The organism is Sediminibacillus terrae, from assembly GCF_009602435.1.
GTDB classification, from domain to species: Bacteria; Bacillota; Bacilli; order Bacillales; family Amphibacillaceae; genus Sediminibacillus; species Sediminibacillus terrae.
In genome coordinates, this window is record NZ_VZDQ01000011.1 from 175,719 (window position 1) to 188,367 (window position 12,649).

Consider the following 12,649-nt stretch of genomic DNA (forward strand, 5'->3'; position numbering starts at 1 on the left):
TAGATAGAGAGGTGTATTAGAAATGACTGGAAATACTCGTGTTAGAATACCCGATGGACTATGGACCGGGCTAAAAAAACTTGGAATTAATACTCATGATTTGGTTCAGAAAGCAAAAATGCAGCTTACTGTAATCACTGAACCAGTTGTCACCGTTGAACAATATTATGCATTATGGCAAGCGTATTCCGATATCATCGGTGGCATGGAAGATGGAATGCTGCAACTTCCGACAGTTTTTGAAACAACGCAGTATCCCCCACCTGTACTGGTAGCTTACCATGCCCGTAATTATCGAGACGCCCTTGAAAGAATGGCTCGCTATAAAGAAATGTGTCCTCCTGAAAAATTGCGTATGAGAGAAGAAGGCACGAATTGTGCAATAGAACTGGAATTCTTTGATACTGAACAAGCCGTCCCACCCCTGCTTGTTGGAACTACGCTTGCTTTTTTGCTGGAACTAGGACGACGAGGCACCGGCTATTCTATTAAAGCGAAATCAGTAGAATTTACACAGTCATTTAATCAAGTACAGGCGCTTGAAGAATACTTTGGCTGCCCTATCCACATTGGAGCAGAACGTAATAGGCTAACATTGGAAAGAAGTGACCTTAATCGCCCTTTTACTTCCTACAACTCTGAATTACTAGGGATCTTAACACCAGTGTTGGAGAAAACATTGGAAGAGCAGCGACATAGTCACTCTACAACGGAGATAGTTAAGTGGATTGTGAAACGCAATTTAACCGGAAAGCGACTCGACATACATGATATAGCAAGTGAGCTGCGAATGAGCGAACGTACCTTACAGCGCCGGCTTACCGAAGAAAACACCAGCTTTAAGGAACTGCTAAAGGAAGCTCGTCAAGAACAAGCAAGGCAGTATTTGGCTAATCCCGCTTTAGACATTAAAGAAGTGGCATTTCTTGTTGGATATAAAGATCAGAGCTCGTTTTATCGAGCCTTCCGCAGCTGGGAAGGTGAGACCCCTTTAAATTGGCGTGCTGAACATGCACTTATAAACGAACTACATTGATAACTAACTTAAAGGAGACGTGTATCTTGGAATTATTACATAAAACCGCTTTAGTAACAGGCTCAACAAAAGGCATAGGTAAAGCAATAGCAAAAGAATTGGCTAAAGAGGGCGTCAATGTTCTCATAAATGGACGTAATTATGAGGAGGTAGAACGGACTATCCAGGAAATCAAATCAGAATCCCCGCTGACCTCACCTCAAAATGCTGCGGCCGATATTGTGGATGTTCAACAAAGAGAGGAATTATTTAAAAGGTTCCCCCATATAGACATTCTGGTTAACAATATGGGAATTTACGAAATCATGCAATACGAGGATGTTACGGATGAAATATGGCAAAAGTACTTTGAAACTAACGTATTGGCCGCAAATGGATTATGTAACCATTACCTGCCAAAAATGCTGGACAATAATGATGGTCGCATCATCTTTATTGCAAGTGAAGAGGCAGTAATGCCCTCTGGACAAATGCCTCAGTATAGTATGACAAAGTCAATGTTGCTATCATTGGCAAAAAGCTTGTCTATCCTTACAAAAGGAACAGAAGTTACCGTCAATACGATTTTACCTGGACCAACGCTTTCTGAAAATGTACAGAATATAATAGAGGGTATGTACATAGATGAAAACATAACCTTCTCAGAAAAAGAAAAACAATTCATGATCAATAATTTGCCCCATTCCGAAATACAGCGATTTATCAGACCGATTGAAATAGGAAAACTAGCTGCATTCCTATGCAGCCCCTATGCTTCGGCTTTTAGAGCCTCCCCAATCCGCATGGATGGAGGAATGGTCCCTACCATTTTTTGATCAAAAGAGCAGTCAGTAGGGAAGCCTATTCAATTCGTTATATTTCTCGTGCAGTACTTACCTTTGAAGTAAACATTCCGAATTTTTCGGGCCTCTCAAAGTTTCGGCAGGTTCGGAGTGTTTACTTTTTCAAAACCTTCACCTCAAGAAGGCCTTTCTTAGTCTTTTCTCCTCACTGTTTTTCTTCTTTGCTGTTTTAAGTTCAGCTACATTATTTTCCTTTTCAATCATCCACCTCTAAAAGGAACACCCGCTCCTTAAACCCGCCACGCTCCGCCTTTTTCTTCTTCCTTTCTTTTTCTATTTCTGTTATGGAAGTCCCGTTCACTTCCGCTATCGCGTGCAACAGTTCCAGTATATCCGCAGCTTCCTCGATGATGTCCTGCTTCGTTTCAGCAGTGACCAATTCTTCCGCTTCTTCGTTCACTTTCTGTTTCAAGGCCGCTATGTATTCCTGATCAGACAGGATGCTTGTTGAACAGTTTTTTCCGTTTTGTTCGATGATTTGTGGTATATAATCCCGGACTAGTTTATGGTAGGTGGGCAACTGTAACTCCCTCTCTTTCGCTAATTGCTGCTAAATGATGACAACTATAATGCTATATTACTAGAAAAAATTTGGTGTTAGCATGAAGTTTTATGGAAAATTTCTAACAGCAACATTCATTTCAATTACCATTTGAACTTGTCTATTTCCTCTATGATGTGTTGCGTGATTTGTTCTTTCGAAAGGGTTCCATCGATCACGATGTCAGAGCTTGGCTTGATCTTGTGTTCCATTGCCAAATATGCCTCTCTTCCGTAAGTTGCATAATGTGACAAGTCTTTTTTTATTTCCGTAGCGGATCCTTCTTGATAATCTCTTAACATTCGGCGCACTAAAGCGATATCCAAGGGAGTATCGATATAGACGGCGACATCAATAACATCCTTCATCCGGTCATTTTGATAGGCAAAAGGATAATCCAGAAGGATGTGATCATATTTTTCTTTCAAAAGCAGGACTTCTTCAAGCAACGGCGCAAGATTCCAAGCATTGTAATCTGCTCCTTCCTTTGCCCACTTTGCAAGGTTTTCAGGTCCCTCGAAGGCATATTCATCGAAATGCAAAATGCTTGCTGCTGACAATTGACACGCCAGTTCATTTGCAATCGTTGTTTTGCCGCCTCCGGATACCGCCGAGATGGCAATGACTAAAGATTTTTTCATGGGAATCCCTCCTTCTGCAATCATGACATTCACCCATTTTTCCCTACGGCATAACATACGAAAGAAAGCTCTTAAAATTTTAAAGAGGTGAACTGGATGAACCCGAATGTCGATTACACATCCCCTTCTGCTCAGTTTACGTTCGATGTGAATAAAAGCAATTTGTTCAAAAAAGACAACCAAAATTTAATAAATATTTTGGGCATTGAACAACTCAATACATTGGAAAACGTTTCGTTGCTCGACATTTTCCTAAGCAGGACGAATGTCGTCGAACCGCATTACCATCAAAATGCTGCAGAGCTCGTGTATTGCATTACAGGCGCAGCGACTGTTTCGATCATGAATCCCTATACAAAGGAAATACTTAATTATCCAATCACACCTGGCCAGGTGGCCAACGTGCCGCAGGGCTGGTGGCATTATGAAATGGCGACGGTCGACAATACCCATCTGCTGGCCATTTTTGACGCTCCGACTCCTGAAGTGATTCTTGGTTCTGACTTACTGAAGTTCACCCCAGCCAATGTCATGGCCCACACGTATTGCCTGGATCAGCGCCAATGGGAGAAAACGATCGCCCCTATCCATCCGTCCACTTACATCGGACCATACAAAGATTGCCAGCAAAGTACCCAGCCGAATATCGCATATGGCCAACAAGGATACTATCCGTCTTTTCCTTACTATCCCTATTATTAGAAAAGGGAAAAGATATAGACGTGTGGCGGTGCCTATATCTTTTTCCGTTTTCTTCTTCCTTGTTTAATCCGTTAAACGCTTGGCCATCATCACCATACCCGCTTTATTCTCAAAGCCATTTTTCTTATAGAAAGTTTCCGCAAGTCCTTCCCTGGAAGTAAGCAGATAAATGCTATCGATGTCGTTATCGGTACAATGGCTCTCCAGTGCTTCTATTAAGCTGGAACCAATCCCCCGTCCTTGATAGGCTGATTTGATGCACATCTCATTCAGATAAAAATGGTTTGCTTTCACCCATTTCTCCGAATAGCCCAGCAAAAAGCCGACCAACACGCCGGCTTCTGTAAAAGCACCTAATCCGATAAACTTCGGTTGATAAAAAATATCGGTCAGCCGTTCCTGCGCCTTTTCCTGTTCCCAACCGTCGTTCCATGGGGGACGGTTGAATACATCTGTGTACATTTCAGAGCAATTCAGTAGATCGGACTTCAAAAGAAACCGCACCTGGTAATCCATCCAGCTTTCCCCTTTCTCGCAATAGCTCTTCTTCCCTCAAGCTTTTCGCAAATTGATAACATGATGCGGATTGTCCGCCCATTTGTCCATTAGCGTTTCCTGCTGATGCTTTAAATCGTCGAAGGGCTCCGCCTCCATTTTCACGCTGGAAAAACGGCGATTGAAAACCATTGTCTCCTTTATTTTCCGGTAACCGCCAAATCCATCCTCATCATTTTTCAGCCAGACCGCCCTCCTGATATGCGAAAACAAAATCGCCCCGGTACACATCGGGCAAGGCTCCAGCGAACTGTAGATGGTCAATGCCCTCCCGCTTACTTTAGCATCCAATATTGCCTGCCCGGCATTTCGGATGGCGTCGATTTCCGCGTGGGCTGTCGCATCTTTATCTGTATGGACACGGTTTCTTCCCTTGGCAATCACCTTGTTCTGTTCATCTACGATAACGGCCCCCACCGGATATGTATTCTCTTCCAAAGCCAATTTTGCTTCTTCCCATGCCATGGTTAAAAACATTCGGTCATTTGTGGAAGTATTCATGTCCCGCTCCTCCCTCCATAAAATAAGACGGCAATCGTTTGCTGACTGCCGTCCTGGTGTAAGTTGCTACTTCTTTAAATAGTTTTGGTAAGCATCGCTGGCCAAAATATCGGTTAAAAATTCCGCTTTTGCATTGCGGTAATGTTCCATCTCTTTACCGTCGAATTGTTTCTTCAATTGATCATATGCTTCGTTATAGGACGGATGAGCTTGAAAGAAGCCCGTCGTTTTCAAAAAATGATCAGCTTCGGATTCTATGACAGTCAGCTGCACGCCAACCGGCAACACATCCTCCCCTTCAAATCCGCAAAAGAAAGAAGTTCGGAAGCTTCCCTTATTAACGTCGTACATACCTTGCAAGGCTTTTTTCGCTTCGGGAAAGTCTTGCTGGTCGACGCGCACCTGCAAATCGACATCCCCTTTGGTAAGAGAATCTCTCACAGCTGTACTCCCGATATAGTGAATGTCAGCCTGTGGGAGTTGCTCTCGAATAAGCTTCCGGTGCCTTGCATACACCTTATCGGCTATTTCCCTGAAAGTAATTTCCGGCGCAAAATAAACATACTCCACCATGCCAATGCTTCCTCCTGTCTATTCGATTTTGTCTCTTGATCATCCACAGGAAATCACACTGGTATCGCTCCGTTTCTCTAGTTATATGTTTTCATTTTACTCCATTTTTCCCAGATTCCAATACTTTGCGGACACTTTTAGCAGAAAAGTTGTGTCGCCATAAAGAAAGCAACGGATATCCGCAGATTTATCCTTACTCATATAAATACTCCCTTGTCATCGGCAGTTCATTATTCGGACCCTTGGTCACCAAAAATTGATGAAGGTCCGAAATCCCGCAGGTGAAATTGGCCGCACAAGCATTCAAATAAAGCCGCCACATACGGATGAACCGTTCGTCGAACTGCTGGCTGATCGTTTCCAGGTTTTCTTCAAAATTGCGTTTCCAATGTCTGAGCGTAATCGTGTAATGCAGACGCAGGCTTTCCATGTCGATGATTCGCAGGTCATTCTGACTCATCTCGTCGACCAGTTCACGGACCGAGGGAATTTGTCCGCCCGGAAAGATATATTTGTTCAAGAATGCATTTCCTTCCACTTCGACCAAGCCGGTAATACAATGCAAGAGAGCTACGCCTTTGTCTTTCAACAGCCGATTGGTATGTTCCATGAATGTCGGAATGTTGGCATGGCCGACGTGTTCCAGCATGCCGACACTGACAATCCGGTCGAACGTTGTCCCTTCATGGATTAATTCCCGGTAGTCCATCACTTTGACTTCTACCTGTCCCTGTAAGCCCTCTGTTTCAATGCGGCGCTTCGTTTGTTTGTATTGTTCCTCGCTCAGCGTGACGCCAAGCGCCTCTACACCATATTCTTTAGCCGCTTCTATCAGTAAATAGCCCCAGCCGCTCCCGATATCCAGCAGCTTTTGTCCTGGTTGCAGGTTCAGTTTTTTCAGAATGTGGTGTGTTTTATTTTTCTGCGCCTGATACAAACTGTCATCCGGCGATTCAAAATAAGCACAGGAATAATTCATTGTTTCATCGAGCCATAGCTTGTAAAAATAATTGCCCAAATCATAATGGTGGGCTACATTGTCTTTCGACTGTTTTCTGCCGGTCGATTTAAATTTATTTAACGCCCTCAATGCGAGGGGCTGATCGAGAATACTTCCCTGCTGGTTGAAGATGCTTTCGATGATGTACTCTAAGTCCCCGTCCACCTCGATGCTTTTATCCATATACCCTTCCGCGAACGCCAGCATCGGATTCTCTGTAAGCTGTTTGGTGCTGAGCGGGCGATGAAAGGCAATATGGAAAACAGGAACTCCTTGATTGTATTGTTTGACGGTGCCATCCCAAAATGTAACGGTGAATGGATCTGTCGATAAGTTTTCCAATAGCTTTTTATATAATGATTTTTTCATGGATAATCCCATGCTCTCGATTGTCTCCTTCCTATTACATCATTTTGTTCCCATTATCCTCCTAATCCTTTGTCCCCGCAATTATGACGGTTTCGTGAAGTCGTTGCCTTGCAGCAGGCAGTCACTTAAAATAAAGGAAGACTGCTAGTTCATACGTCTGGAGGCGTCAGAGTGAGAGAGAATATATATACAGAAGCCGCACAGTTTATTTCTGATTGTCATCAGGAGCTGGGGAAAACAAAAATAGAAACGGAACGACGACTTCAATCAGTCGAACAGGAGATTGCCCAAACAGGAACCTACAAGCATACGGAAGAAGAATTAGTCCATGGGGCGAAGATGGCCTGGAGGAACTCCAACCGTTGTATCGGCAGATTGTTCTGGGACAGGCTCCATGTCATCGATGCTCGTGATCTAGAGAAGGAAGAGACGATTATGGAAGCACTGTTCGAACATATTCAGTTCGCCACCAATCAGGGAAAGATACGACCTACCATTACCATCTTCAAACAGGAAACCATCGACGGAAGAAATGTCCGGATCTGGAATCATCAGCTGATCCGTTATGCTGGTTATCAAACGGAAGAAGGAATCATCGGTGATTCATCTTCGATCGCTTTCACCAAAGCCTGTCAGAAATTGGGCTGGACAGGAAAAGGGACAGAATTCGATTTGCTGCCATTGGTCGTCCAGGTCGGCAGCCAAGAGCCATACTGGACCGACTTACCCACTGATTTGGTAAAGGAAGTGGCCATCAACCATCCGGACTACCCGGAAGTAAACGAGCTAGGAATCACGTGGTATGCTGTCCCTATTATTTCGGACATGCGGCTGGAAATAGGCGGTATAAACTATGAAGCCGCACCGTTCAACGGCTGGTATATGGGTACTGAAATCGGAGCACGCAACTTGGCGGATGTCCATCGTTACAATTGTTTACCCAAAATCGCCAAAGCGATCGGACTGGATACGAGCTCCAACGCTTCTCTCTGGAAGGACAAAGCACTCGTTGAATTGAATGTAGCTGTTCTCGATTCTTTCAAGCGTGCTGGCGTCAACATCGTCGATCACCATACCGCCGCCCAGCAATTCCACGCATTTGAACAAAAAGAAGCGGCAAATGGAAGGGATGTCACCGGGCGTTGGTCCTGGCTGATTCCTCCCGTTTCACCTGCATCGACGCATGTCTTTCACAATAAATACAACGATGAAGTGAAGACTCCCAATTACTTTTATCAACCAGCGCCTTACTGAAAGATCAAAATCGCATTTCCACACAGCCAAGAACACAAAATAACCTTCACTCGGATTATTTGTTTAAACAAAAAAGGATTATATTCATTTTTTATCGAATTACAAATGGAGTCGTATTCAAAGTGTTTAGTCTTTACATAAAAGCAAGAAGGAGGAAACGAATTTGCCAGGAAAAAATAAAACGTTATCCCGCGAACAACAGGAAGAATTGCTCAGCGTATTGAAAGCACGTTTTGAGAATAACTTGAACCGGCATGAAGATATTGAATGGGCCAACGTCCAATCAAAGCTCGAAGCCGATACGGAGAAAATGTGGTCATTGCATGAAATGGAAAGTACTGGCGGCGAACCGGATGTTGTGGGGTATGATTTGGAGAAGGACGAATACCTTTTTTATGATTGTTCCAAGGAAAGCCCTAAAGGACGCAGGAGTGTCTGTTACGATCGTGAAGCACTGGAATCCAGGAAAAAACACAAACCTGAAAATACCGCCATCGATATGGCTGTCTCTATGGGTGTAGAATTGTTGACCGAAGAGGAATATCGAGCGTTGCAGAAACTTGGCGAATTCGATTTGAAAACATCCAGCTGGGTCCAAACACCGAAGGATATACGAGCACGAGGCGGTGCCCTTTTTTGCGATCGGCGTTACGGCCATGTCTTCGTGTATCACAATGGAGCAGAATCCTACTATGGTGCGAGAGGATTTCGTGGATCGTTGAGGGTTTGAACTGTAGAAAGACACATTCAGTTTCTTTTTACAATACAGAACGAGGCTGGGATAAAAGCATGGCTACCAAGTAAAAACCGACCGCTTTCTTGCGGGATTTTCAGCTCGTGCTGTTCCCATTGGTGTCTCCGTATCGTGCCTTCGCTACGTTTTCGCGGTCTGATTTCCACATGCTAAAGACAAAATGAATAGAACCGTATTCTTCTATTGGCTTATAGATATCTAACAGTGACGAAGACGAAAAAATAGGGGATTCTTTTATTCTTCAGAAGTTGGAAGGTGCAAACCAACAGATAAAAAGAATAAAGAAGCACTCCCGGTTACCATGCGACTCAGCTTTCTCCCTATAACGGCAATCGGCAACACGGAAATCACGTCAGAAGAAAAACAATCTCCATTCAACGGAGGCAAGTTACGTAGACTCCAGCGGGATGAGCGCGAGCTGAAGATCCATTTGGCAAAGCGGGATTCTTTGCCAAGTTAGCTGAAGCCGTGCCCGCGGAAAGCGAAGTGCCTTGCCGGAGTGGAACGTTGCACGATTCATAAGAGAAGGGTAGAACGGTTAACTTTTATTTTAGTCACGATGCTTTGGTCCCAGTTTCGTTCTGTTTAAATTGTTATTTAGCCTACACTCCTCTATTTCTGAACCACTATTGTCTATGGGAATTATCTTTCTTCTCTCATAAAGTTAAGTTATGGTTTCACAGGAAAGCGACGACTGTTCCAATCGCAGCAAAGCTTGTTTCATATCCAGTCCTCCTCGAAAACCAGTCAGCTTGCCATTCTTTCCAATGACCCGGTGACAAGGAATAGGGATCATAACTGGATTGGCGCCTATGGCTGCAGCGACGGCCCGTACCGCTTTCGGGCGCCTGATCAATTCTGCTACCTGCCCATACGTGTATGTTTCGCCATAAGGGATTCGACCCAACACCTCCCAAACTGCCTTTTGAAAAGCGGTGCCATGCAAATCGACCGGAAATGTGAAACTTTTTCGCCTCCCACGGAAGTAATCGCTTAGTTCCTGCTTGTACGGCTCAAGCAACTGGTTGTTTTCTTTCATGATCGCTTGAGGCAATCGTTTATCCGTCCATTCTTTCAGCTCGTTTAATGATGCATCGGGCGAACCGACATAGCATATACCCCTTTCGGTTGCGCCGAGATACAATCTCCACTTGCCATCCTCAAATAAAGAAAAAGAGACTGTCTGTGGCTGTCCGGTTTTCAAGATAGAGCCCCCTCCCTCTTATATTTAATCCGATAAGCTGCGGGTGTTAAATCGGCGACCTCTTTAAACTTCTTGATGAAGTAAGCAGTGTTTTTCAGTCCTATTTCCGTCCCGATGGTATCGACCGATTTTTCTGTCGTTGCCAAATATTCCTTCGCCTTATCCATCCTGGCGTCCCGGATATATGCTTGAGGACTTTTCCCTTTTCTTCGTTTGAAGGTTCGCTGTAGGTGATAAGGACTGACATGGACAGCTTCTGCCAAATCGCGCAACGTTATTTTTCGATGGAGATGACAGTCGATCCAGTTGACTACTTCCTCTATCCATTTTTCTTCCGGCAACAAAGGCTGATCTGGTCTGCATCTTTTACAAGGCCGATATTGTTTTGCCGATGCATCCTTGGCAGATGAAAAAATCCGGACATTTCCCGGCAGGGGTACTCGGGATTTACAGGAAGGGCGACAAAAAATCCCGGTAGTTTGTACCCCATAATAAAACACACCATCATAGCTGGCATTATTCGTTATAATCGCATTCCACCATGCTTCAGGAATGAAAGTTGAATTTCGGCTGGCCATTTCATCACCTCTTGATTCATTATAACGAAAAATAACAGGATTGAAACGACATCCGAATGGAAGCGCAAGATAATGATATACAGAAAATGTTTCTTGCAGTCACACGTAACTTGATTGTACTGCATCATATTTTTCCCACTCTGTCATCATCTTCAGCATGAGCCGTTTGATATCTTTCGATTTTGCCGTCCCGCATACTTCTTTGTTTACCAATTCGCTTAACGCGATTAAATCTAATAGTTTTGCCTGCTGCAACCATTTTTCGGGCAAGTTCCCTCCGTTTTTCTGATACGCGGTAATGAAAGGTAGAATGGAATTAGAATCTTCTATTCTTTCATAGCGGAGGAAATTTCCGATATCGAATAACGGAGACCCACTAAAAGCGTACTCCCAATCAAGAACGGCACTAATCGTACAACCGTGTTTTTGAGTATCCACCAGTATGTTTAACGGATTGAAGTCACCGTGAACGAGACAGTCCTGTTCCCTGAGACAATCAAGTAAACTGGTATGTTCCCGGGCAAAGGTGAGTATTTCCTCGCAAGTATCTTTGCCAAGATGTTTACATCCATATCCCGTTACAAGACTTCCTTCTATAAATTCCATAAAACTGTTCTTGTCCAATTTGACTGTTTCCTCAATGTTCAAGCTGTCATCAAAAAAGCCTCCATCCGGAAAATGGATGTGATGAATTTTTGCCAGTGTTCCTCCAACTTCAGCTGCCAAAGATGCAATATCCTGATTTTTCCCGTTTTGCATATACTCAGAAAGCTGTACACCTTCCATCCAGCTTAAGATTATAAAGGGATGCTGCAGTCCCGCGCATGAGGAATCACTATAGAGGACTTGGGGTACTTGAATCCGTTCCTCCAGCATCTTCAAAATATTTCTTTCCATTTCAATAGAAGTATTTTGCTTACTGTAGATACGAAGTACAAATCTTTCCTCCGTATTGGTGGTGATTTTTAAATTCGTATTGCTCAATCCCCCATTTAAGAGCGTCATGCTGGTCAATTCCCTGCCATTGAAAATGGGAATCGGCAACTTCCGGATGGTTTCAAGACTTGGCACTAATAGCGGGGTCGACCGCTCCCAACCAGTTTTCATCTTTATTTCACACTCCTTCTCCAGCCATATTTTTGTCTAGTTTACCATATAAAATTTAAAAGAGAGCTGATAAAACAGCCCTCTTTGATGTGTCACCTTTTTCTTTCCACCGGTATCCATATTTCACTGGTAAATGTCGGTGCATCGGTATCCATATTCTCATTCCACAAAATTTCCGGCCCTTGTCTTTGCTGATAACCAGAAGACGGAAACCATTCCGCATAGACCCGTCCCCATATGTTCTGCAATGTTTCCGGGAACGGACCGACCGCTCTGAATACTGCCCACATGCCCGCAGCCACTTCAAGCTTTGCCAGGTTACCAGGACAAGCGTTGGTAGTCGCAGCACCAATATAGTGATCGAGTTCCCCTTTTTCTTCCATGCGCCGATCCGAGAAGTTGGTCGACGCTTGAATAAGTCCGTACGGTTCCACATTGGATAAATCCTTGATTTGATCGATCAGTTCCTGATTCAACGACTTCCACATTGCAGCGATATCCGGATTTACTCCTTGAAAAACAATAGGGACTCTCCTGGTAATCCCGACAATACGAAATGCCGGTTTTTCTTCAATCCTGTAGTCCATTTCGCTTCCTCCTTTAATGGTAAGCTGGAAGGACATCGGTGGATAAGCTTTTAAGGAATGGCCAATTTTTCTGGCAGCTGAAGGGGTGATACCATGCAAATGTTGAAAAGCTCTTGTAAATGCATCCGGCGACTGGTATCCATATTTCAAAGCAATATCGATAATTCTTTCCTGACCGTATTGCAGGTCGAACACAGCAAGAGACAGACGTCTCCGGCGAATATATTCAGAGAGGGAAATTCCCGCCAAAAAAGAAAACATCCGCTTGAAATGATATTCCGAACATAATGCCTGCCTTGCCACTTCCTCCATAACCACTTCCTCTGTCAAATGATCTTCAATATACCTCATTGCCACATTCATTTGTTTTAATGAATCCAAAGGATGCCCCTCCTTTCTCCTAAA

Annotated in this window: 15 protein-coding genes; 5 read left to right on the top strand and 10 right to left on the bottom strand. The window is 43.9% G+C overall.

What is annotated here, in order from left to right; translation table 11 throughout:
* Positions 1-22: 22 nt before the first annotated feature.
* Both F6X55_RS03425 and F6X55_RS03430 read left to right on the top strand, forming a co-directional pair.
* On the top strand, positions 23-1,036 hold the full coding sequence (locus tag F6X55_RS03425; RefSeq protein WP_153461966.1) for an AraC family transcriptional regulator: 1,014 nt from the start codon (positions 23-25) through the stop codon (positions 1,034-1,036).
* 26 nt (positions 1,037-1,062) lie between these two features.
* On the top strand, positions 1,063-1,851 hold the full coding sequence (locus F6X55_RS03430) for an SDR family NAD(P)-dependent oxidoreductase (RefSeq protein ID WP_026570702.1): 789 nt from the start codon (positions 1,063-1,065) through the stop codon (positions 1,849-1,851).
* Positions 1,852-2,074: 223 nt separating this feature from the next.
* Here F6X55_RS03430 and F6X55_RS03435 read toward each other — a convergent pair whose 3' ends face one another.
* Both F6X55_RS03435 and F6X55_RS03440 read right to left on the bottom strand, forming a co-directional pair.
* Positions 2,075-2,398 (bottom strand): nucleoside triphosphate pyrophosphohydrolase, encoded by a 324-nt coding sequence (locus F6X55_RS03435; RefSeq protein ID WP_153461967.1) that lies wholly within the window; start codon positions 2,396-2,398, stop codon positions 2,075-2,077.
* A gap of 125 nt (positions 2,399-2,523) precedes the next feature.
* On the bottom strand, positions 2,524-3,060 hold the full coding sequence (locus tag F6X55_RS03440; RefSeq protein WP_237648588.1) for a nucleoside/nucleotide kinase family protein: 537 nt from the start codon (positions 3,058-3,060) through the stop codon (positions 2,524-2,526).
* Between the two features lie 96 nt (positions 3,061-3,156).
* Here F6X55_RS03440 and F6X55_RS03445 point away from each other — a divergent pair, with 96 nt between their 5' ends.
* Positions 3,157-3,762 (top strand): cupin domain-containing protein, encoded by a 606-nt coding sequence (locus F6X55_RS03445; RefSeq protein ID WP_153461969.1) that lies wholly within the window; start codon positions 3,157-3,159, stop codon positions 3,760-3,762.
* 63 nt (positions 3,763-3,825) lie between these two features.
* Here the strand turns inward: F6X55_RS03445 and F6X55_RS03450 are convergent, their stop codons facing one another.
* The 4 genes from F6X55_RS03450 to F6X55_RS03465 all read right to left on the bottom strand — a co-directional run bounded on the left by F6X55_RS03450 (position 3,826) and on the right by F6X55_RS03465 (position 6,772).
* Entirely contained in the window at positions 3,826-4,278 is a 453-nt protein-coding gene (locus F6X55_RS03450) for a GNAT family N-acetyltransferase (protein WP_153461971.1), read from the bottom strand.
* 36 nt (positions 4,279-4,314) lie between these two features.
* A complete protein-coding gene (locus F6X55_RS03455) occupies positions 4,315-4,818 on the bottom strand; it encodes a nucleoside deaminase (RefSeq protein ID WP_035426755.1) in 504 nt (167 codons plus the stop codon).
* Between the two features lie 66 nt (positions 4,819-4,884).
* Complete coding sequence (locus F6X55_RS03460) at positions 4,885-5,391, bottom strand: GrpB family protein (RefSeq protein ID WP_153461974.1); 507 nt, start codon at positions 5,389-5,391, stop codon at positions 4,885-4,887.
* 193 nt (positions 5,392-5,584) lie between these two features.
* Entirely contained in the window at positions 5,585-6,772 is a 1,188-nt protein-coding gene (locus F6X55_RS03465) for a class I SAM-dependent methyltransferase (RefSeq protein WP_237648589.1), read from the bottom strand.
* Between the two features lie 159 nt (positions 6,773-6,931).
* Here F6X55_RS03465 and F6X55_RS03470 point away from each other — a divergent pair, with 159 nt between their 5' ends.
* Together F6X55_RS03470 and F6X55_RS03475 are read left to right on the top strand one after the other, a co-directional pair.
* On the top strand, positions 6,932-8,014 hold the full coding sequence (locus F6X55_RS03470) for a nitric oxide synthase oxygenase (RefSeq protein WP_153461976.1): 1,083 nt from the start codon (positions 6,932-6,934) through the stop codon (positions 8,012-8,014).
* A 163-nt stretch (positions 8,015-8,177) separates the two neighbouring features.
* Positions 8,178-8,744 (top strand): DUF4256 domain-containing protein, encoded by a 567-nt coding sequence (locus F6X55_RS03475; RefSeq protein WP_153461977.1) that lies wholly within the window; start codon positions 8,178-8,180, stop codon positions 8,742-8,744.
* A gap of 688 nt (positions 8,745-9,432) precedes the next feature.
* On the opposite strand, the gene F6X55_RS03480 is transcribed toward F6X55_RS03475, so the two are convergent.
* The 4 genes from F6X55_RS03480 to F6X55_RS03495 all read right to left on the bottom strand — a co-directional run bounded on the left by F6X55_RS03480 (position 9,433) and on the right by F6X55_RS03495 (position 12,625).
* Positions 9,433-9,972, bottom strand: a complete 540-nt coding sequence (locus tag F6X55_RS03480; protein WP_153461979.1) for a methylated-DNA--[protein]-cysteine S-methyltransferase — start codon at positions 9,970-9,972, stop codon at positions 9,433-9,435.
* Positions 9,969-10,550 (bottom strand): bifunctional transcriptional activator/DNA repair enzyme AdaA, encoded by a 582-nt coding sequence (locus F6X55_RS03485; protein ID WP_026570713.1) that lies wholly within the window; start codon positions 10,548-10,550, stop codon positions 9,969-9,971. The genes F6X55_RS03480 and F6X55_RS03485 overlap by 4 nt, the downstream gene beginning before the upstream one ends.
* A gap of 99 nt (positions 10,551-10,649) precedes the next feature.
* Positions 10,650-11,657, bottom strand: coding sequence for a phosphotransferase family protein (locus F6X55_RS03490; protein ID WP_153461981.1), 1,008 nt, complete (start codon positions 11,655-11,657; stop codon positions 10,650-10,652).
* Between the two features lie 92 nt (positions 11,658-11,749).
* On the bottom strand, positions 11,750-12,625 hold the full coding sequence (locus F6X55_RS03495; RefSeq protein ID WP_153461983.1) for an AraC family transcriptional regulator: 876 nt from the start codon (positions 12,623-12,625) through the stop codon (positions 11,750-11,752).
* Positions 12,626-12,649 lie beyond the last annotated feature (24 nt).